The following is an 18,980-nucleotide window of genomic DNA, read 5'->3' as shown; positions in this document are numbered from 1 at the left end:
TTTTGCCCGGGTTTGGCAGGCTTTGGCCGAGCTCAGCCCAGAAGCGCCTGCGCGAATTCGCGCGCGTTGAAGGTCTCCAGGTCTTCGAGCTTCTCCCCCACGCCGATGAAGTAGACCGGAATCGGCCGCTCGCGTGCAATGGCGCACAGCACGCCGCCCTTGGCCGTGCCGTCCAGCTTGGTCACGATCAGGCCCGTGAGGCCCAGCGTCTCGTCGAAGGCCTTGACCTGCGCGAGCGCGTTCTGCCCGGTGTTGCCGTCGATCACCAGCAGCACTTCGTGCGGCGCGGTGGCATCGGCCTTGGTGACCACGCGCTTGATCTTCTTGAGCTCGTCCATCAGGTGCAGCTGCGTCGGCAGGCGGCCGGCCGTGTCGACCAGCACCACGTCCTTGCCGCGCGCCTTGCCGGCATTCACCGCATCGAAGCTCACGGCCGAGGGGTCGCCGCCCTCGTTGCTCACGATCTCGACCGTGTTGCGGTCGGCCCAGACCAGCAGCTGCTCGCGCGCCGCCGCCCGGAAGGTGTCGGCCGCGGCCAGCAGCACCGAGGCGCCCTCGGTGGCCAGGTGCTTGGTGAGCTTGCCGATGGAGGTGGTCTTGCCCGCGCCGTTGACGCCGGCCACCATGATCACGGTGGGCGTGAACTGGCCGATGACCAGCGGTTTCTCGAGCGGCTTGAGCAGGTCGGTGATGGCATCGGCCAGCAGCAGCTTGACCTGCGCCGCGTTGGTGGCCATCTGGCGCTTGACGCGAATCTTCAGGTCGTCGAGCAGGTATTCGGTGGCCCTGACGCCGGTGTCGGCCATCAGCAGGGCGGATTCGAGCTCTTCATACAGCGCGTCGTCGATCTGCGCGTTGACGAACACGGCCTGGATGCCGGTGCCGGTCTTGCGCAGGCCGGTCTTGAGCTTGTCGAACCAGCCTTTGCGTTCGGTGGCCGCAGCCGTTTCGGTGACGACAGGCGCCGGGACGGGAGCGGGAGCAGGAGGCGGAACCGGAGCCGGAGCCGGCGCAGGGGCCGGGGTTGCAACCGGCGCGGGCGATGGAATCGGGACCGGAGCGGGTACCGGCGGCGCAACCGGCGCAGGGGCCACGACCACCGCGGGCGCTTCGACCGGTGCAGGCGGCGCCTCTTCGGCCGCGGGCTTTCCGCCGAACCAGCTCGAAGGCGAGAACACCGAGCGCGCAGGTGCGGGCTCGGCAGCGGGCGCAGGTGCAACGGGCGGGGGAGGCGCCGGCGCGACTGGGGTTTCGGCAGGCGGTTTTTTCTTGAAGAAACTGAACATCAGGAGCTTTTTACAATCCGACCCATTCTATGAAACACCTCTCGCCACGCAGTGCTGCGTCTGGTGCGGTGCTGGCGGTGGCGCTTTCGGCGTCCTGGGCCATGCCTGCGCAGGCCCAGTCCACACCGGCTCCCGCTGCATCTTCGGCCGCCACCGCGGCCGCACCGGGCCCCCAGCAATTCACCCTCGCGAACGGCATGACGCTGATCGTCCAGCCAGACCGGCGCGCACCGACCGCGGTGCAGATGGTCTGGGTCCGCGTCGGCTCCATGGACGAGGTCGACGGCACTTCCGGCGTCGCACATGCGCTCGAACACATGATGTTCAAGGGCACGAAGGACATCAAGCCCGGCGAGTTCTCGCGCCGCGTGGCGCAGTTGGGCGGCCAGGAAAACGCCTTCACCACCCGCGACTACACCGGCTACTACCAGCAGATTCCAGTCGGCAGCCTCGAGCAGGTGATGAAGCTCGAATCCGACCGCTTCGCCAACAACCAGTGGCCCGACGACGAGTTCAAGCGCGAGATCGAGGTCGTCAAGGAAGAGCGGCGCCTGCGCACCGAAGACCAGCCGCGCGCGCTGCTCGGCGAACAGCAGAACGCCGCCGTCTTCACCGCCTCGCCCTATCACCGCCCGGTGGTCGGCTGGATGAGCGACCTCGATGCGATGACGCCCGACGACGCGCGCGCATTCTTCAAGCGCTGGTACATGCCGGCCAACGCGGTGCTCGTGGTGGCCGGCGACGTCGACATCGCACAGGTCCGCGCGCTGGCCGAGAAATACTACGGCCGCATCCCCGCAGGCGCCGTTCCCCCGCGCAAGCCGCGCATCGAACCGGCGCAGCGCGGCATCCGCCGCATCGAATTCAAGGCGCCCGCCGAGCAGGCCTATGTGTCGCTCGCCTTCCGCGTGCCGCAGATCGCGAACATCGACGACACGAACAGCGACTCGTGGGCATTGGTGGTGCTCTCGGCCGTGCTCGACGGCTATGCCGGTGCGCGGCTCGATCGCGCGCTCACCCAGGGCCCGGACCGGGTGGCCGATTCCGCCGGCGCCTATTCGGGTTTCATCGGCCGCGGTCCGCAGCTCTTCGTGCTCGACGGCGTGCCCGCCCACGGCAAGAGCGCCGAGGCGGTCGAAGCCGCGCTGCGCGCCCAGGTGGCGCGCGTGGCGAAAGAAGGCGTAGGCGAAGCCGAACTGGCCCGCGTCAAGACCCAGTGGGTGGCCAGCGAGACCTACAAGCGCGATTCGGTGATGGCGCAGGCCCGCGAACTCGGCAGCAACTGGATCCAGGGCCTGCCGCTGGACGCGAGCGAGCGCATCGTCGCCCGGCTGCAGGCCGTCACGGCGGCGCAGGTGCAGGCCGTGGCCGCCAAGTACTTCGGCGACGACCAGCTCACGGTGGCCACGCTGCGTCCCTTGCCGCTCGAAGCCAAGCCCCGCGGCCGTGGCTTCGCGGCGCCCGCAGGCGAGCTGCGCTGAAAGACCCGGAACCATGATGACTCTCAAGAAACTGGCGCTGCGCGCCGTGTTCGCAGGCACCGCCGTTTTCGGCCTTGGCAGCGCCCAGGCCGCACTGCCTATCCAGCACTGGACGCTTGCCAATGGCGCCAAGATCTACCTCGTCGCGACCAACGCGTTGCCCATCGTCGACGTGCAGGTCGACTTCGACGCCGGCAGCCGGCGCGACCCGGCGCCGCAGGCCGGCCTGGCGAGCGTGACCTCGGCGATGGTCGAGAAGGGCGTGCGCGCCGGCAAGAGCGGCGAACCCGCGCTCGACCAGAACGCCCTGGGCGAAGCCTGGGCCGACCTGGGCGCGAGCTTCGACGTGAGCGCGGGCACCGACCGCATGAGCTACTTGCTGCGCACGCTCTCCGACCCGGCACTGCTGGGCAAGGCCGTGGCGCTCGCCTCGCGCGAGATCGGCGAGCCTTCGTTCCCCGACGACGTGTGGCTGCGCGAGCGCGAACGCATCAACGCCGCCATCAAGGAGGCCAACACCAAGCCCGCGACCATCGCGGGCCGCGCGTTCGGCCAGGACGTGTACGGCGTGCATCCCTACGGGCAGGAAGTCACCGAGGAAACGCTGGCGCGCATCGACACCGCCACCATGCGCCAGCGCTACCAGCAGCTCATCGTGCCGTGCCGCGCCAAGCTCAGCATCGTGGGCGCGGTGACGCGGGCCGAGGCCGAATCCGTGGCGACCACGCTGCTCTCGCGCCTGCCCGCCAACGACGCCTGCACGCCGCTGCCGACCATCGCGCCGGTGGCCGCGCTGACGGCGCCGAAGGACGAGCGCATTCCCTTCGACTCCGCCCAGGCCCATGTCTTCATCGGCCAGCCCGGCTACCCGCGCAAGGACCCCGACCACTTCGCGCTCAACCTCGGCAACTACGTGCTGGGCGGCGGCGGTTTCGTCTCGCGCCTGACCAACGAGGTGCGCGAGAAGCGCGGGCTGACCTACAGCGTCTACAGCGGCTTCGCGCCGGGGCTCGACGCGGGCGCGTTCCGCATCGGGTTCCAGACCCGGCCCGACCAGGCGGAAGAAGCGATCAAGGTCTCGCGCGAAGTGCTCGCGAAGTTCGTGGCCGAAGGGCCGACCGAGAGCGAACTCAAGGCCGCGAAGGACAACCTGATCGGCGGCTTTCCGCTGCTGCTGGACAGCAACCGCAAGCTGATCGGCAACGTCGCCAACATCGCCTGGCACGACCTGCCGCTGGACTACCTCGATACCTGGACCACACGCATGAACGCGGTCACCGCGGCCGACGTCAAGGCGGCGTTTGCGCGCAAGCTGCAGCCGGAGCGGATGGTGACGGTGGTGGTGGGCGGCAAGTAGGCGGTCGCTAGGACAGCGCGTGCGGGCCGCTCGTCGCGGCCGCACGCACCGCCGTGCCGAGCCGCTTGAGCAATTGCGGCGCGGCGCGCGCCTGCTGCCAGTAGAGCGGCACCGGCAGCGTCGATCCGGGCACCAGTTCCACCAGCGCGCCTGCTCGGATCGCATCGGCCACCATGCTGGCCGGATGCATGCCCCAGCCCATGCCCGCGCATGCGGCCTCCACAAAAGCGTTCGGCGACGGAATCCAGTGCCGTGGCGTCTCGACGTTGCGGTGACAGATGCGGCGTACCCAGCGCGCCTGCAGGCGGTCCTTGCGGTCGAACACCAGGCTCGGCGCGCTCGCCAGCGTTCGCGCGCCCACGCCCCTGGCGAAATGCCGCTGCACGAACTCGGGGCTCGCGGCCGCCACGTAGTGCATCGTGCCCAGCGCCTCGCTGTTGCAGCCGGCCACCGGCTGGGCCAGCGCGGTCACCGCCGCGAGCACGGCGCCGGTGCGCAGGCGCTCGGCCGTGTGGTCCTGGTCGTCCACCGTGAGGTCGAGGAGCGCGGCTTCTTCCTGCGTGCAGAAGCTGGCGGCCGCGGCCATGAACCATGTCGCCAGGCTGTCGGCGTTGACGGCCACGCGCACGGTGACCCGCTCGCCCGCCTCGCCATTGCCGCCCATGCCGAGAGCGGGCAGGGCGTCGCGCAGCTCATGTTCCAGCATGCCCACGCGTTCCATGTGGCGGCACAGTTGCAGGCCGGCCTCCGTGGCAACGCAGGGCTGGCCCCGCACCAGCAGCGCGCCGCCCGTGCGCTCCTCGAGCAGCTTCACACGCTGCGAGACGGCAGAGGGCGTGACGTTCAAGGCGCGCGCAGCGCGCTCGAAGCTGCCTTCGCGCACGACGGCGGCCAGGGCGTGCAGGGCGGCGTAGTCGAGCATGTGAATTAAGTAAAACTGAATTCGATTTAGGAGGTTTAGTTTGAGTTAATCCGCAGCGCGCGGCAAGCTCTCACCCATGCCTGCCGAATTCGCCACCACCGCCTTCCTCAACGGATTCTTCATGAGCCTGGTGCTCATCGTCGCCATCGGCGCCCAGAACGCCTATGTGCTGCGCCAGGGCCTGCGGCGCGAGCATGTGAGCGCCGTGGTGCTGTTCTGCGCGGCCGGCGATGCGGTGCTGATCGGTGCGGGCGTTGCCGGCATGGCGCAGGCGCTGAACGGGCGGCCGATGCTGGCAACGGCGCTTGCGGGGCTGGGCGCGGCATTCCTTTGCGGCTACGGCCTGCGGGCGCTGTGGCGGTCGCGGCAACCCGGCGCGTTGCAGGCAGCGTCGCAGCAGGGCGCCTCGCTTTCGCGCGTGGCCGTGGTAGCCCAGGCGGCGGGCTTCACGCTGCTGAACCCGCATGTCTACCTCGACACGGTGCTGCTCGTGGGCAGCGCGGGCGCGCAGTACGCGGGGTCGCTCAAGGTCTGGTTCGTCGTGGGCGCCTCGATGGCGAGCGCACTGTGGTTCAGCGCGCTGGGCTTCGGCGCACGGCTGCTCGCGCCGGTGTTTGCGCGGCCGCGCGCATGGCAGATGCTCGATGCGCTGATCGGCGTCACCATGCTCGTGCTGGCCGCCATGCTGGCGCGGCGCGCGCTGACCGGCGCCTGAGCCTCGGCCGGGTGCAACGGGCGTTAAGCTCGCCGCATGCCCCAGAAGAAAGCCACAGCAGCTCCCCGTCCGCCCGCCAAGCGCCCCGCACGTGCCGTGCGCCCCAACGAGGTCCGCATCATCGGCGGCCAATGGAAGCGAACCCGCCTCGCGGTGGCCGACAAGCCGGGCCTGCGTCCCACGCCCGACCGCGTCCGCGAGACGCTGTTCAACTGGCTCGCGAGCCTCGCCGGGGCGGGTGGCGGCGACTTGCCGGGCTGGCATTGCGTCGATGCGTTCGCGGGCACCGGCGCGCTGGGCCTGGAAGCCGCCTCGCGCGGTGCGGCGAACGTGCTGTTGTGCGAGCAGGATGCCGCGCTGGTCGCGCAGCTCCAGGCCGCGAAGACCAAGTTGTCGGCCGAGGCAGTGCGCATCGAGCGCGGCAACGGCCTCACGGCGCTCGAGCGCACCACGGCCGCGAGCCTGCATGCCGTCTTCCTCGACCCGCCCTTCGAGAGCACCGCGCTCTACGAACCCGCCCTGCGCGCCGCTGCGCGCGCGCTGCGCCCCGGTGGCGTGGTCTACCTCGAGGCTCCTCGCCCGTGGACCGCCGAGGAGCTCGCCGCCCTCGGCCTCGCAAGCTTTCGTTACCTCAAGGCGGGCGCCGTGCATGCCCACCTGTTGCGTCTGGCCTCGGACGCAACTGCATAATCCGCCGAACAAGCCGCACCGGCAGCATGAGGAAGAAGAAACCATGGCCAGCAACGTCATCGCGGTTTACCCCGGCACATTCGACCCCATCACCCTCGGCCACGAGGATGTGGTGCGTCGCGCCACCCAGCTTTTTTCCAAGGTGATCGTCGCCGTCGCGGCGGGCCACCACAAGAAGGCGCTGTTCAACCTGCAAGAACGCATGGACATGGCGCGCGAAGCCGTCAAGCCCTACAGCGACCAGGTCACCGTCGAGAGCTTCTCGGGGCTCCTGCGCGACTTCGTGGTGGCGCGCGGCGGCAAGGCCATGGTGCGGGGCCTGCGCGCGGTGACCGACTTCGACTACGAATTCCAGCTCGCGGGCATGAACCGCTCGCTGATGCCCGATGTCGAGACCGTGTTCCTCACGCCCAGCGACAAGTACCAGTTCATCTCCAGCACCTTCGTGCGCGAGATCGCCATGCTCGGCGGCGAGGTCAACAAGTTCGTCTCGCCCAACGTCGAGCACATGCTCGCGGCGAAAGTGCGCAGCCTCGGCCGTGAATAACCCGCGATGAGCGGTTCGCCGCCACCCCGTCTGCATCTGCTCGGGGATGCAGCGCTCCTGTGCGAGCTGCCGGCACCGGCCACGCTGGTGCAGCAGCAACGCATCTGGGCGCTGGCCGCGCAAGCGCGCGAATGGCCCGGCGTCGGCGAAGTGCTGCCCGGCATGAACAACCTCACGCTGACTTTCGATCCGACCGCGATCGAACTCGATGCGCTCACGGCGCAGGTGCTCCAGGTCTGGCCGAAGCTTTCGGCCAAGGCAATCGAAGGGCGGTTGGTCGAGATTCCCGTCGCCTATGGCGGCGAACACGGCCCCGATCTCGGCGACGTCGCGGCGCACACCGGCCTCACGCCGGCCGAGGTGGTGCGGCGCCACAGCGCGGGCGAGTACGTGGTGTACCTGCTCGGCTTCCTCCCGGGTTTCGCTTTCATGGGCGGCCTCGCACCCGAACTCGCCACGCCCCGCCGCGCGGAGCCGCGCACCGCCGTGCCCGCGCGCTCGGTCGGCATCGGCGGCGAGCAGACCGGCATCTATCCGCTGGTGTCGCCGGGCGGCTGGCAGCTCATCGGCCGCACTTCGCTCGAGATGTTCGACCCGGCGGCCGAATCGCCCACCCTGCTGCGCCCGGGCGACCGCGTGCGCTTCGTCGTCGAGAGCGTGCAGACATGATCGTCGTCCAGAAGCCCGGCCTGCTGGCCTCGGTGCAGGACCTGGGGCGGCACGGCCATCGCCAGCTGGGCATCTGCCCCGGCGGCGCGCTCGACGTGCTGGCGCTCACGCTCGCGAACCGGCTGGTCGGCAATTCCGATGGCGCCGCGGGGCTCGAACTCACGATGGGTGGTTGCGAATTGCGCTTCGAAACCGACACGCGCATCGCGCTCGGCGGTGACGACTTCGGCGCGCAGCTCGACGGCGTGCCTCTCTGGCCCTGCTGGAGCGTGCCGGTGGCTGCGGGCCAGGTCCTCAAGCTCATGGGCGCCAATGCAGCCGGTGCGAAGAAAGCAGGCCTTCGCAGCTGGCTCGGCGTCGCGGGCGGCATCGCCGTGGCGCCCGTGCTCGGCTCGCGCAGCACCGACCTCAAGGCCGGCTTCGGCGGCCACGAAGGCCGCGCCCTGCGCAAGGGCGACAAGCTGCCCCTAGGCGCCTCGCGGCTCGACGCCGCGCAACGCGCCCGCAAACCCTTCGGCCTGCGCGGACCCGGCTGGGGCGCTGAAGAAGCCGATGGCGCGATCGCACTGCGCGTGCTGCCCGGTCCCGAGTTCGAGCAGTTCACCCTGGCCGCGCGCGAGGTGCTGTGGGGCGAGCGCTGGCGCATCACTTCGCAGAGCAACCGCATGGGCAGCCGGCTCGCGGGCACCGAACTCAAGCGCAAGCGCGCGGGCGACATGCTCTCGTCGGGCGTGATCCCCGGCACGATCCAGGTGCCGCCCTCGGGCCAGCCGATCATCCTGATGGGGGATGCGCAGACGACAGGCGGCTATCCGCGCATCGGCGTGGTGATCCGCGCCGACCTGTGGAAGCTCGCGCAGGCGCCGCTCAACGGCAAGCTGCGCCTCGTGCAGGTCGACATGGCAGAGGCGCTCGCCGCATGGGCCGATCAGCAGCGCTACCTGGCGCAGGTGGCGCAAGGGCTGGCCGTGGCAGGCTGGCCGGGCACGGCATAGACTGTGCGAAGAACCCGCCAGTGGGCGGCGGAAGAAGAAGGACCCTCCCCATGCACATCGACCTCAATGCCGACCTCGGCGAAGGCGCCGGCAGCGACGAAGCACTGCTCGGCCTCGTGAGTTCCGCCAACATTGCCTGCGGCTGGCACGCGGGCGATGCCAAGACCATGCACCAGTGCGTGCGGTGGGCCATCGAACACGGCGTGGCCATCGGCGCACACCCCAGCTTTCCCGACCGCGAGAACTTCGGCCGCAGCACCATGCATTTGCCGCCCGACGAGATCGTCTCGAACGTGCTCTACCAGGTCGGCGCGCTCGCCGCGATCGTCAAGGCCGAGGGTGGAAAGCTTTCGCACGTGAAGGCGCACGGCCAGCTCTACAACCAGGCGGTGAAGGAGCCCGAACTCGCCGATGCACTCTGCGAGGCGGTGCGCCGCTTCGACCCCTCGCTCAGGTTCTTCGGCCTCGCGGGCAGCAACATGATCGACGCCGCGCGCCGCGCCGGCCTCACGCCCGTGGAAGAAGTGTTCGCCGACCGCGGCTACATGCCCGACGGAAGCCTCGTGCCCCGCAGCCAACCCGGTGCGCTGATCGAGAGCGAGGAGCAATCGATCGCGCAGACCCTCTCGCTGGTGCGTGACCACCAGGTGACCGCCATCGACGGCAGCACCGTGGCCGTCAACGCGCAGACCGTGTGCCTGCACGGCGACGGCGCGCATGCGCTGGCCTTTGCGCGCCGCATCCGCGAGCGGCTGCAGGCCGAGGGCATCGCCGTCCGCGCAACGGCCTGAGCGCGGCATGGCCAAGGCACAAGCGCAAGCTGCGAGCGTTCTGCTGACCGGTTTCGACCCGTTCGACCGCGAAGCCATCAACCCCTCATGGGAAGCGGTGCGCGCACTCGACGGCTGGAAGGTCGGCCGTGCCACGGTGCACGCCCGGCAAGTGCCATGCGTTTTCGGCGACGCCATCGATGCGCTGACAAGCGCTATCGACGAGCTGAAGCCGCAACTGGTGCTCTGCGTCGGCCAGGCCGGCGGCCGCTCGGAGATCACGCCCGAGCGCATCGCCATCAACATCGACGACGGGCGCATCGCCGACAACGCGGGTCACCAGCCGATCGACCTGCCGGTGGTGCCTGGTGCCCCGGCCGCGTATTTCTCGACGCTGCCGATCAAGGCCATGGTGCGCGACCTGCGCGCCGCGGGCATTCCGTCTTCCGTGTCGAACAGCGCGGGCACCTTCGTGTGCAACCACATCTTCTACGGGCTGATGCACCGCATCGCGACGCACCCGGTGCCGGGCTTGCGCGGTGGGTTCATCCACATTCCGTACCTGCCTGAGCAGGCGGCGCGTTTTCCGGGTGCGCCGAGCATGTCGCTGGCCACGATGACCGAGGCGCTGCGCATCGCAGTCGCCACTGCGCTCACGGTGCAGCAGGACGTGGCCGAGACCGGCGGCCAGCTGCACTGAGGCACCGAGCTTCTTCAGGCCGACGGAAACGTCTTCGCCAGCCAGGCGTTCAACGCCGCGTTGACGAATTCAGGCTTTTCCATCGTCAGCATGTGGCCGCACTGCGGCACCCACACCACCTCGGCCTGCGGCAGCAGTGCCGCCATCTCGCGCGTGTGCTCGGGCGGCGCGAGCTTGTCGTCGTCGCCGCACATCAGCAGCACCGGCGCGCGCAGCGAAGCGAGGTGAGTGCGCGCGTCAGGGCGCCGCATCACCGCGCGGTTCTGGGCGATGAGCTGGGCCGTGCCGGCATCCAGCACGATGTCCAGATAGCGCTGCACCAGCGCCGGGTCGTCGGCCTGCGTGGGATGAAAGGCGAAATAGACATTCGCCTCGATCACGTCGCGCGCCTCGCCGCGTTCGAAGAGTTCGATGGCGCCTTCGCGCAACGTGAACATCTCGGGCGTTTCGGGCCGCGCGCTGGTGCCGAGCAGGGCGAGCCCGGCGATGCGTTCGGGCGCCTGGCGGGCCGCTTCCATGGCGACCATGCCGCCCATCGACGCGCCGCAGAGCACCAATGGCCCCGCATGCTCGCGCAGCACGGCCGCGGCCATGGCTTCGATGGTGTCGTTGCGCCTCTGGACGTCGCTCACGCGGGCATCGAAGGCGGAGGGAAGGGCAGGCCGCTGGGCCTCCCAGAGGCGCTCGTCGCAGGCGAGGCCGGGCAGTAGAACGAGGTGGGGCATGGGGCGATTCTGCGCGATGGCGGCAAGCCGGCATAACGGCATAGGTACGGGTATAGGTAACGGCATAGGCTTCATGGCCAGCAGCCATTGCGGGGCTTGCGCTACATACTTTCCGGCGCTGCGCGACGCACCCCGCGCGCGCATTCGAGCTTCATGTCGAGGACAACAAATGAACCTGGTTCAACGTGTGCAGGACATCCTGCTTCGCCCCAAGGCCACATGGCCCGTGATCGATGCGGAGCCGGCCGATGCCGCTTCGCTCTACAAGAACTACGTGATGATCCTTGCGCTCATTCCGGCGGTGGCGAGCTTCATCGGCCTGTCGGTCGTGGGTCTCGGTGCATTCGGCGTGAACTTCCGCGTGCCCATCGTCTCCGGGCTCGCCAACATGATCGTGGGCTACGTGCTGTCGCTGGTCATGGTGTTCGTGCTTGCTCTGATCATCGATGCGATGGCGCCGACCTTCGAAGGCAGCAAGAGCCAGGTCAGCGCGCTCAAGCTCTCGGCCTATTCGAGCACCGCGGCCTTCGTGGGCGGCATCTTCAGCCTGCTGCCCTCGCTGTCGGTACTGGGCGCTGTGGCTGCGCTCTACGGCATCTACCTGCTGTACCTGGGCCTGCCGGTGCTGATGAAGTGCCCGGTCGACAAGGCTATTGCGTACACCGCGGTGGTGGTGGTCTGCGCCATCGTCGGCGGCTTTGTCATCGCCTGGGTGCTGGCGCTGCTCACGCCGTCGCCCGCGCGCGTCGGCCTTGGCTTTGCAGGCGAAGCGGTGGCAGTTGTGCAACAACTCGCGGCGGCAAAAGCCTGAGCGTCACCCGCGCGGTGGAAAATGGGCGGCAATGCCAACGCCCAAACCCGACAACACCACCGACATCATCCTGATCCGTCACGGCGAAACCGCCTGGAACCGCGAGTTGCGCTTCCAGGGGCATGCGGATGTGCCGCTCAACGACATCGGCCATGAACAGGCGCGCCGCATCGGCCTGCGCCTGGCGGGCGAGCCGGCACAGCACCTGATCAGCAGCGATCTCATGCGCGCCCAGCAGACGGCGGCCCCGGCGGCGCTGCAGCTGTCGCTGCCGGTGGTCACTTCGGCCGGATTGCGGGAGCAATACTTCGGCATCGTCGAAGGCATGCGCTCCGACGAGATCCAGACCCTGCATCCGCGCGCCTGGGAAGAATGGCTGGAGTTCCGCGAAGACCACGCGATGCCCGAGGGCGAGACGGCACGCGAATTCCATGCGCGCATCATTGCGGCGCTCGGCACCATCGCCACCGCACACAAGGGGCAACACCTGATCGTCGTCACCCATGGCGGCGTGCTCGACATGGTGTGGCGCACCGCCAGGGGGCAGAGCCTGAGCGGACCGCGCCAGAGCGACATTCCCAATGCCGGCTTCAACCGCATCCGCATCGCCGATCCGGCGGCGCCCGATGCGATCGAGATCGTCGAATGGGCCGACACGCGCCACCTCGCCGACCTGCCCCCGCAGCCGACGTACGACCAGACGCGGCATCTCAAGAGCAAGGGCTGAGGCCCACCTCTTCTCTTCAGCCGCAGCTGCCCGCCTTCGGCACGCGCAGCAGCGGCACCCCGGCCCCCACGCCCGTGGGCTTGCCGCCATCGACCGCGAGCCGGCCGTTCACCAGCACCGTGACCACGCCTACCGATAGCAGGGTCGGCTGCGTGTACGTGGCCTTCGCCGCATAGCGCGCCGGGTCGAACACCACGACGTCGGCGTAGTAGCCGGGGCGCAGGTGTCCGCGCTGCTGCAGGCTCAGCGTGTCGGCCGTGAGGGAAGAGCTGCTGCGGATGAACTGCCCCATCGAAATCGTGCGCTCCTTCACCACGTACTGGTCGTACTTGCGCGCGAAGGTGCCGTAGGCGCGCGGATGGCCCTGCGACGAATCGGATGAGGTCATGACCCACGGCCGCTTCATGAACGCCCGCACGTCGTCGTCGCTCTGGTTGAACGAGGCGATCATCAGGTCGCCGTCGCGCAGCACCGCGATGGCAGCGTCCACCGGATCGGCGTTCGCGCCCTTGGCCACATCGGCCAGCGTCTTGCCGACGTACTTGGTGCTGCCGGCGGAAAACAGGATGGTGTCCGGCCCGCCGCGCAGGCGCAGGTTCTCGCGCATGCCGGTGCGAAGGCGCTCCTGCACGGCCGCTTCGTCGAAGCGCTGCAGCATCGCCGCGCGGCCGCCGTCGACCGCCCACGGCGGCACCAGCGCGGCGGAAAAGCGCGTGCTCGAAGCCGTCCAGGGATAGTGGTCGGCCGTGATGTCCAGACCCGCGGCGCGTTCCTTCTCGATGCGGCGGATGATGTCGCTGCTCTGGCCCTGTACATCCACACCCAGCGCCTTGATGTGTGCCACGTGCACCGGCAGGTGCGCCTCGTGGCCGATGCGGATCACCTCGTCGATCGCACCCCTCAGGCCGATGTTGTACATCGACTCGTCGCGTATGTGGCTGTCGTAGAGGCCTCCGTGCCGGGCGGCGACCTTCGCAAGTTCGATGACCTCCTCGGTCTTCGAGAAGTTCTGCGGCGGATAGAAGAGGCCGGTCGAGAGGCCCAGCGCGCCTTCGCACATCGCGCGGCTCACATGCTGCTTCATGGCCTCCAGCTGCGCGGGCGTCGGCGCGCGGTTGGCCTCGCCGAGCTGGTCGATGCGCACCGGCCCGAAACCCACGTACATCGCGACGTTGGTGCCCACCGGCGTGGCGCGCAGGCGCTGCGCCTGCGACGCGATGTCGAAGCCACCGAAGCCGTCGTTGCCGATCACTGCGGTGGTCACGCCCTGTGTGAGGAACGGAATGTTCAGGCGCTTGTGCGCATCGGTGGAATGCAGGTCGGTGTCGGCGTGCGTGTGCGCATCGATGAAGCCTGGTGCGACGATCATGCCCTTCGCATCGATGACGCGCCGCGCCCTGAACTGCGCGGGTGCGGCCTTGCCCGCGAAGACGATGCGGTCGCCCACGATGCCGACGTCACCCACGACCGGCGTGTCGGCATCGCCTGTGTAGACGGTGCCGCCGCGCAGCAGCAGATCGAGCTCGACAGGGCTGTCGGTGGCGGCGTGAAGTGCGGGTGGGAGCGGAGCGAGGGCCGCGAGCACGGCCAGCATGACGAGGGATTTCTGCATGGGGGGGTGAGGAATCGTGTCGGAGTGGAGCGCCCAGTTTAGGAGTCGCATCCGCGCCGCCGTTAATTCCTTTTGCACCACCTCCCATGACGGGAAGGCATGGCTGCGGCCTTCGCAATCAGCCGTGCAAGGGCGGGCTCGCGGCGAGTTGCCCGAGGCCGAGCCGTGCATAAACGGCTCCCGTCTGCCGCCGCAGCCTCAGCGACTCGGGCTGCCCATTGAGCTGCTGCTGCAGGATGCCCTGCGCCGCTGCGAGCGTCGATTCGCTGCCCCTGCGCACCAGCGCATCGAGGTACACCTGCTCGAACAGGTCGCGCTGCGCATGGCTGCCACCGATCTCGATCATGCGTGGTAGCGCCACGCCCAACCCGTCGATGGCGCCAGCGAAATCGCCGCGCGCATGCGCCACGAGCCCCTGCGCGGCCGGCACGCAGACGCGCTGCCATGCGGCGCGTGTCGAAGGCGGTGCATCGGGCGCGAAGGCCTCGATGTTGCGCAGCAGCGCATCGGCCTCGGGCCGCCCGGCGCGCGCGAGCCCATAGAGGTATTGCAGGTCGAGAAAGGGCAGCACATGGTCAGCTTGGCGCTGCAGCAAGTAGCCGGCCACGTCGTCCCAGCGCGCACCCACGTCGATGCCCGCGAGCTCCAGTCGCGCGAGCAGCGACACCGCGCCGATCTGGTCCTGCGAGTAGTCCTTGGCCACGCCCCACGCATGCTCGTCGTACACCGTGAGCGCCTCGGCGTCGCGGCCCAGGTCGATGAGGAACAGCGCCACGTGCCACCAGTTGTGCGTGACCATGAAGGAGTTCAGGCCGGTCCAGGTGTCGCTCACGCTCTCCATGAACGCGAGCCCCTCGGCAAGCCGGCCTTCGGTGAGCATCACGTGCGCGAGCGCATGGTGCGCCCACGGCTCCTTGCGGCACATGGCAATGGCACGGCGCGCGCTGGTCTCGGCCTCGCGCATCAGGTGGCACTGCTCGTAGCCGAAGGCCGCCATGCCGTGCACGTAGGGCATATCGGCCGCCGATGGCAGCACCGCGAGCGCGAGCCGCAGCATGCCGGGGCAGTCGCCGGTGTTGAAGCAGTGGTACTGGCCGAGCTTCACCGAGACGAGGTCGCGCGGAAACTCGCGCGCCTGCTCCGCATGCAGCGCGATGGCGTGGGCGATGTCGCCATCGGCCCATGCCTCGATGGCTGCGATGTAGCGCTGCTCGCGCGGCGTGGCGCGCGAAGCGCCCGCGCGCGCCTTGGCAAGAAACGGCCGCGCATTGGCGACGGCCTCGCGCGATTCGGCAAACAGGTGCAGCGTCGCGCAGTACGCCTGCACGATGGGGCTCGCATCGGTGTCGGCCAGCGCGATGAGATTGACGGCGCGCGCTTCGGTCGAGATGAAGCCCATGACGAAGTCGTCGACCAGCGCGAGCCTGGAGGGGTCGTCCAGGGTGAGTGGATTGCCGAGGCTGTCGGCGGCATGCGGATTTCCGGAGGGCATGGCGTCATGGTGCCATGCCCCTGGAAAGCCTTCAAACCCCGGCCTGCTGGTGGCGGTACTCCTGGGTCTTTCCGCCGTAGCCGTAGGCTGCGCCGCGCGCGTCGATCACGTGGATGTACGACACCTCGTGCAGGTCGGACCGGATCTTCGCCATGGCTGCATGCACCTCGCGCAGGTAGCGCGCCTTCTCGGCCTTGGTGTTGGTCTCGTCGGTGATGCTGATGTCCAGGTGAAAGGCCGACTTGCCCAGCGACGCCAGCGTCTGGCCGCCGATGAACCAGGCGTCGGCGGCGATGTACTGCACGGTGATGGCGATCACCGGCAACTGCTTGCCGAGCACGCTCTGCGTGAGTTCGGCGACGGCGTCGACGGTCTTGCGGGTGAGGGCCGCGTCGGGCTCGCCGGAGAGGTGGACAACGATGTGGGGCATGGTGGACTCCTGTGAATGAATGAACGATGGGGTGATTGTGGGATTCCGATGGTCATCGGAAAAGCGGGAAGATATGATGGAATCCATCGGTTAAACGGATGGATAGAGCCATGCAGACCTTCGACCTCGAACAACTTCGCACCCTGGCCGCGGTGATCGACGCGGGCAGCCTCACGGCCGCCGCGCCCCGCGTGTTTCTCTCGCAGTCGTCCGTCAGCGAGCAGATGCGCAAGCTCGAGGAGCGGGCGGGGCAGTCGCTGCTCACGCGCAGCAAGGCCGGTGTCGCGCCCACCGAGGCGGGCACGCGGCTGCTGGCGTATGCGCGGCGCATCCTCGCGCTCAGCGACGAGGCGTTTCGTGACCTGCACGGCGAAACGCTGCAGGGCGAGCTGCGGCTGGCCGTGACCGACTACTTTCGTCCCGGCGATCTCACGCAACTGCTGGGGCGCCTGGGCGAAAGCTATCCGCAGGTGCGCCTGAACGTGAGCATCCTGAAGAGCGACGCGCTGCGGGCCGCCTATGCGCACGGCGACTTCGACGTCGGCCTGGCGATGGATATCGCGGGTGCCTCGTCGTCATCCTCGGCACAGGGCGCCAAGGCCTCGCTGATCCGGCGCGAATCGCTTGCGTGGCTGGGCGCCACCGGCCTGCGGGTGGCGCGGGGCGAACCGGTGCGGCTGCTGGCGCTGCCGGACACCTGCTCGCTGCACCAGTTCACCGTGGCGCTGCTCCGGCGGCGGCGTGTGCCGTATGTGCTTGCTCACGTGGCGTCGGGCGTGGCCGGGTTGCAGTCGGCGCTGGCCGCGGGGCTGGGGGTCGCTTGCCTGAACGAATCCGCGGTGTGCGAAGGCGTGACCCGGCTGGCGCCGCCGCACGGCCTGCCGGCGTTGCCCCGGGTGGCGTTCCAGTTCCTGCCCGGGCGCCGGGGCGAGACGGCGTTCGTGACCCGCGCCCGCGAGATGCTGGCCACCCACTTGGTGTGAAGCTGCCGGGGTGGCGCGGGATTTGCATCGCTCCCGCCATGGACGCGCCACAACCCACCAATCTGCCGGATCTGCTGCGCCATTCCCGTTTCGATGACGCCCAGGCGATCTTTTCGGGCACCCTGTTCGTCGCCATCGCCATGATGCTGTTCGGCCAGGCGGGCCTGCTCACGGGCGGCACGGCGGGCATCGCGTTCATCCTGCACTACGCGACCGGCGTGAGCTTCGGCAAGTTGTTCTTCCTGGTGAACCTGCCGTTCTATTGGTTCGCGTGGCGGCACATGGGCCGGGCCTTCACGCTCAAGACCTTCTCGGCGATCGCTTTGCTTTCGGTGATGACCGATTGGGCGCCGCGCTACCTGTCGATCGATTCACTCCATCCGGCTTTTGCGGCGGTGCTCGGAGGCTTGCTGCTGGGCACGGGCTGCCTGTTCCTCGCGCGCCACCGCGCCAGCCTCGGCGGCGCGACGGTGCTGACGCTGTACTTGCAGGAAAAGCGCGGCTGGCCCGCCGGCAAGGTGCAGATCGGCATCGACTGCACGGTGGTGCTGCTCGCGCTGTTCGTGATTTCACCGCAGCGTGTGGGGTGGTCGGTGCTGGCCGCAGCGGTGATGGGGCTTTTCTTGTGGATCAACCACAAGCCGGGGCGCTACGCGGCGACCTGAGGCACCACAGGCCAAGGCCGCTGCAACTCGCGAATCTGCTCGAACGCACGCGATACGCGCAGCACGCCGAGATCGTCGAACCGGTGTCCGGCAATCTGCAGTCCGATAGGCAAGCCGCCCGCTGAATAACCGCAGTTCACCGACGACGCCGGTTGCTCCGACATGTTGAACGGCACCGTGAAGCCGATGTGCTCCAGCGCCCGCAGCGGGTCGTTGGTCGGCGAAGGGGCCTCGGCAGCCGCGGGCATGTTGGGCGACACGGGCGAGATCACATAGTCGAAGCGAGCGCAGGCCTGCACCGCCGCCACGCGCGTTGCATGGAACTGGCTGAAGCTGCGGAACACATGCTCGCCGCTGAATTCGGCGGCGCTCTCGGCCCATTCGCGGATGTAGGGCAGCACCTTGGCGCGCTGGTCGGGGCGCAGGGCCTTCATGTCCACCAGCGAGCGCATGCGCCACAGGTGGTCCATGCCGTCGAGCATGGCTTGCGACATGAAGGGCTGCATCGGTTCGACGATCGCGCCAGCCTTCTCGAAAAGGCGCGCGGCGTGTTCGACGGCCGTCTGGATCTCCGGCTCGACCGCGAGGCCGCAGCCTGCATCGAGCAGCAGCCCGATGCGCAGCCCGCGCAGATGGTCGGGCGATACGTCGAAGGCGGCCCAGTCGATGTCCTGCGCCGGCAGGCTCATGCTGTCGCGCGCATCGGGCCTGGAGAGCGCCTGCATCATCAGCGCGGCATCGCCGACGGTGCGGGTCATCGGCCCTGCGGCGCGGCCCATGTAGGGTGGATCGATCGGAATGCGGCCCAGACTCGGCTTGAGCGTGAAGATGCCGCACCAGCTCGCGGGCAGCCGCAGCGACCCGCCGATGTCGGTGCCCAGGTGCAGCGGGCCATAGCCGGCCGCGGCTGCTGCGCCAGCACCGGCGCTGGAGCCGCCAGGTGTCCTGCTCAGGTCCCACGGGTTGCGTGCGAGCGTGTGAAAGCTCGAGAGGCCCGACGACAACATGCCGTAGTCCGGCATGGTCGTCTTGCTCACGATCACCGCGCCGGCTTCCTTCAGGCGCGCGGCCGGTGGTGCGTCGGCGGCAGCGGGCTTCAGGTCGACGGCGGCCGTGCCGGCGGGCATCGGGTCACCGCGCGTGGCGATGTTTTCCTTGATGGTGGCCGGCACGCCGTCGAGCGGGCCGAGCGCATCGCCGCGCTGCCAGCGCGCTTCCGAAGCGCGCGCCTGTTCGAGCGCGGCCTCGGGACGGAAGAGCCAGGTCGCCTGCAGGTGCGGCTCCCAGCGCTCGATCTGCGCGATCACGGCTTGCGTGACCTCGACCGGCGAGAGACGCTTGTCGCGGTACGCGGCCGAGAGTTCCTGTGCCGACAGGTCGCTCAACGAAGGGGCATCGGACAC

The 18,980-nt window shown here is 69.0% G+C and carries 20 protein-coding genes; 13 read left to right on the top strand and 7 right to left on the bottom strand.

Annotation, left to right across the window (positions count from 1 at the left end; all coding sequences use genetic code 11):
• Positions 1–32: 32 nt before the first annotated feature.
• The gene (ftsY, locus tag M2282_RS22230; RefSeq protein ID WP_280810934.1) at positions 33–1,286 is read right to left on the bottom strand and encodes a signal recognition particle-docking protein FtsY; all 1,254 of its coding nucleotides are present in this window, start codon (positions 1,284–1,286) and stop codon (positions 33–35) included.
• 29 nt (positions 1,287–1,315) lie between these two features.
• Here ftsY and M2282_RS22225 point away from each other — a divergent pair, with 29 nt between their 5' ends.
• Both M2282_RS22225 and M2282_RS22220 read left to right on the top strand, forming a co-directional pair.
• Complete coding sequence (locus tag M2282_RS22225; RefSeq protein ID WP_280810933.1) at positions 1,316–2,767, top strand: M16 family metallopeptidase; 1,452 nt, start codon at positions 1,316–1,318, stop codon at positions 2,765–2,767.
• A gap of 13 nt (positions 2,768–2,780) precedes the next feature.
• Positions 2,781–4,124, top strand: a complete 1,344-nt coding sequence (locus M2282_RS22220) for a M16 family metallopeptidase (protein WP_280810932.1) — start codon at positions 2,781–2,783, stop codon at positions 4,122–4,124.
• Positions 4,125–4,131: 7 nt separating this feature from the next.
• On the opposite strand, the gene M2282_RS22215 is transcribed toward M2282_RS22220, so the two are convergent.
• A complete protein-coding gene (locus tag M2282_RS22215) occupies positions 4,132–5,046 on the bottom strand; it encodes a LysR family transcriptional regulator ArgP (protein ID WP_280810931.1) in 915 nt (304 codons plus the stop codon).
• Positions 5,047–5,122: 76 nt separating this feature from the next.
• Between M2282_RS22215 and M2282_RS22210 the strand changes: the two genes are divergently transcribed.
• From M2282_RS22210 to pcp, 7 genes are read left to right on the top strand one after another with little or no spacing between them, the layout of a single operon-like run.
• Entirely contained in the window at positions 5,123–5,761 is a 639-nt protein-coding gene (locus M2282_RS22210) for a LysE/ArgO family amino acid transporter (protein WP_280810930.1), read from the top strand.
• Positions 5,762–5,797: 36 nt separating this feature from the next.
• A complete protein-coding gene (locus M2282_RS22205; protein ID WP_280810929.1) occupies positions 5,798–6,451 on the top strand; it encodes an RsmD family RNA methyltransferase in 654 nt (217 codons plus the stop codon).
• A 43-nt stretch (positions 6,452–6,494) separates the two neighbouring features.
• Complete coding sequence (coaD, locus tag M2282_RS22200; protein ID WP_013543389.1) at positions 6,495–6,998, top strand: pantetheine-phosphate adenylyltransferase; 504 nt, start codon at positions 6,495–6,497, stop codon at positions 6,996–6,998.
• A 6-nt stretch (positions 6,999–7,004) separates the two neighbouring features.
• Positions 7,005–7,667, top strand: a complete 663-nt coding sequence (gene pxpB, locus M2282_RS22195) for a 5-oxoprolinase subunit PxpB (protein ID WP_280810928.1) — start codon at positions 7,005–7,007, stop codon at positions 7,665–7,667.
• Positions 7,664–8,662 (top strand): biotin-dependent carboxyltransferase family protein, encoded by a 999-nt coding sequence (locus M2282_RS22190; protein WP_280810927.1) that lies wholly within the window; start codon positions 7,664–7,666, stop codon positions 8,660–8,662. The genes pxpB and M2282_RS22190 overlap by 4 nt, the downstream gene beginning before the upstream one ends.
• Before the next feature lie 50 nt (positions 8,663–8,712).
• A complete protein-coding gene (gene pxpA, locus M2282_RS22185; RefSeq protein ID WP_280810926.1) occupies positions 8,713–9,453 on the top strand; it encodes a 5-oxoprolinase subunit PxpA in 741 nt (246 codons plus the stop codon).
• A gap of 7 nt (positions 9,454–9,460) precedes the next feature.
• Positions 9,461–10,132, top strand: a complete 672-nt coding sequence (pcp, locus tag M2282_RS22180) for a pyroglutamyl-peptidase I (RefSeq protein WP_280810925.1) — start codon at positions 9,461–9,463, stop codon at positions 10,130–10,132.
• Positions 10,133–10,146: 14 nt separating this feature from the next.
• Here the strand turns inward: pcp and M2282_RS22175 are convergent, their stop codons facing one another.
• A complete protein-coding gene (locus M2282_RS22175; RefSeq protein WP_280810924.1) occupies positions 10,147–10,857 on the bottom strand; it encodes an alpha/beta fold hydrolase in 711 nt (236 codons plus the stop codon).
• Between the two features lie 169 nt (positions 10,858–11,026).
• Between M2282_RS22175 and M2282_RS22170 the strand changes: the two genes are divergently transcribed.
• Positions 11,027–11,668, top strand: a complete 642-nt coding sequence (locus M2282_RS22170; RefSeq protein WP_280810923.1) for a Yip1 family protein — start codon at positions 11,027–11,029, stop codon at positions 11,666–11,668.
• A 31-nt stretch (positions 11,669–11,699) separates the two neighbouring features.
• A complete protein-coding gene (locus M2282_RS22165; protein WP_280810922.1) occupies positions 11,700–12,395 on the top strand; it encodes a histidine phosphatase family protein in 696 nt (231 codons plus the stop codon).
• A 16-nt stretch (positions 12,396–12,411) separates the two neighbouring features.
• Here M2282_RS22165 and M2282_RS22160 read toward each other — a convergent pair whose 3' ends face one another.
• The 3 genes from M2282_RS22160 to M2282_RS22150 form a co-directional block, all read right to left on the bottom strand.
• Positions 12,412–14,007 (bottom strand): N-acyl-D-amino-acid deacylase family protein, encoded by a 1,596-nt coding sequence (locus tag M2282_RS22160; RefSeq protein ID WP_280810921.1) that lies wholly within the window; start codon positions 14,005–14,007, stop codon positions 12,412–12,414.
• A 118-nt stretch (positions 14,008–14,125) separates the two neighbouring features.
• A complete protein-coding gene (locus M2282_RS22155) occupies positions 14,126–15,499 on the bottom strand; it encodes a tetratricopeptide repeat protein (protein ID WP_280810920.1) in 1,374 nt (457 codons plus the stop codon).
• A gap of 31 nt (positions 15,500–15,530) precedes the next feature.
• Positions 15,531–15,929, bottom strand: a complete 399-nt coding sequence (locus M2282_RS22150; protein ID WP_280810919.1) for a tautomerase family protein — start codon at positions 15,927–15,929, stop codon at positions 15,531–15,533.
• Between the two features lie 110 nt (positions 15,930–16,039).
• Here M2282_RS22150 and M2282_RS22145 point away from each other — a divergent pair, with 110 nt between their 5' ends.
• Complete coding sequence (locus M2282_RS22145; protein WP_280810918.1) at positions 16,040–16,912, top strand: LysR family transcriptional regulator; 873 nt, start codon at positions 16,040–16,042, stop codon at positions 16,910–16,912.
• A 38-nt stretch (positions 16,913–16,950) separates the two neighbouring features.
• The gene (locus M2282_RS22140; protein ID WP_280810917.1) at positions 16,951–17,577 is read left to right on the top strand and encodes a YitT family protein; all 627 of its coding nucleotides are present in this window, start codon (positions 16,951–16,953) and stop codon (positions 17,575–17,577) included.
• Here the strand turns inward: M2282_RS22140 and M2282_RS22135 are convergent.
• Positions 17,562–18,980, bottom strand: a complete 1,419-nt coding sequence (locus M2282_RS22135) for an amidase (RefSeq protein WP_432422926.1) — start codon at positions 18,978–18,980, stop codon at positions 17,562–17,564. The genes M2282_RS22140 and M2282_RS22135 overlap by 16 nt on opposite strands.

It is taken from the genome of Variovorax boronicumulans, assembly GCF_029892485.1.
Taxonomy (GTDB): Bacteria; Pseudomonadota; Gammaproteobacteria; order Burkholderiales; family Burkholderiaceae_C; genus Variovorax; species Variovorax boronicumulans_B.
Note: the sequence above shows the minus strand (reverse complement) of the source record. Positions and strands in the feature narration are given on the sequence as shown.

Coding starts and splice junctions, on each gene's coding strand:
- M2282_RS22215 (WP_280810931.1), bottom strand. CDS start 5,046: ATGCTCGACTACGCCGCCCTGCACGCCCTGGCCGCCGTCGTGCGCGAA.
- M2282_RS22190 (WP_280810927.1), top strand. CDS start 7,664: ATGATCGTCGTCCAGAAGCCCGGCCTGCTGGCCTCGGTGCAGGACCTG.
- M2282_RS22140 (WP_280810917.1), top strand. CDS start 16,951: ATGGACGCGCCACAACCCACCAATCTGCCGGATCTGCTGCGCCATTCC.
- M2282_RS22205 (WP_280810929.1), top strand. CDS start 5,798: ATGCCCCAGAAGAAAGCCACAGCAGCTCCCCGTCCGCCCGCCAAGCGC.
- M2282_RS22165 (WP_280810922.1), top strand. CDS start 11,700: ATGCCAACGCCCAAACCCGACAACACCACCGACATCATCCTGATCCGT.
- M2282_RS22145 (WP_280810918.1), top strand. CDS start 16,040: ATGCAGACCTTCGACCTCGAACAACTTCGCACCCTGGCCGCGGTGATC.
- M2282_RS22170 (WP_280810923.1), top strand. CDS start 11,027: ATGAACCTGGTTCAACGTGTGCAGGACATCCTGCTTCGCCCCAAGGCC.
- pxpA (WP_280810926.1), top strand. CDS start 8,713: ATGCACATCGACCTCAATGCCGACCTCGGCGAAGGCGCCGGCAGCGAC.
- pcp (WP_280810925.1), top strand. CDS start 9,461: ATGGCCAAGGCACAAGCGCAAGCTGCGAGCGTTCTGCTGACCGGTTTC.
- M2282_RS22150 (WP_280810919.1), bottom strand. CDS start 15,929: ATGCCCCACATCGTTGTCCACCTCTCCGGCGAGCCCGACGCGGCCCTC.
- M2282_RS22220 (WP_280810932.1), top strand. CDS start 2,781: ATGATGACTCTCAAGAAACTGGCGCTGCGCGCCGTGTTCGCAGGCACC.
- coaD (WP_013543389.1), top strand. CDS start 6,495: ATGGCCAGCAACGTCATCGCGGTTTACCCCGGCACATTCGACCCCATC.
- M2282_RS22155 (WP_280810920.1), bottom strand. CDS start 15,499: ATGCCCTCCGGAAATCCGCATGCCGCCGACAGCCTCGGCAATCCACTC.
- M2282_RS22210 (WP_280810930.1), top strand. CDS start 5,123: ATGCCTGCCGAATTCGCCACCACCGCCTTCCTCAACGGATTCTTCATG.
- M2282_RS22160 (WP_280810921.1), bottom strand. CDS start 14,007: ATGCAGAAATCCCTCGTCATGCTGGCCGTGCTCGCGGCCCTCGCTCCG.
- ftsY (WP_280810934.1), bottom strand. CDS start 1,286: ATGTTCAGTTTCTTCAAGAAAAAACCGCCTGCCGAAACCCCAGTCGCG.
- pxpB (WP_280810928.1), top strand. CDS start 7,005: ATGAGCGGTTCGCCGCCACCCCGTCTGCATCTGCTCGGGGATGCAGCG.
- M2282_RS22225 (WP_280810933.1), top strand. CDS start 1,316: ATGAAACACCTCTCGCCACGCAGTGCTGCGTCTGGTGCGGTGCTGGCG.
- M2282_RS22175 (WP_280810924.1), bottom strand. CDS start 10,857: ATGCCCCACCTCGTTCTACTGCCCGGCCTCGCCTGCGACGAGCGCCTC.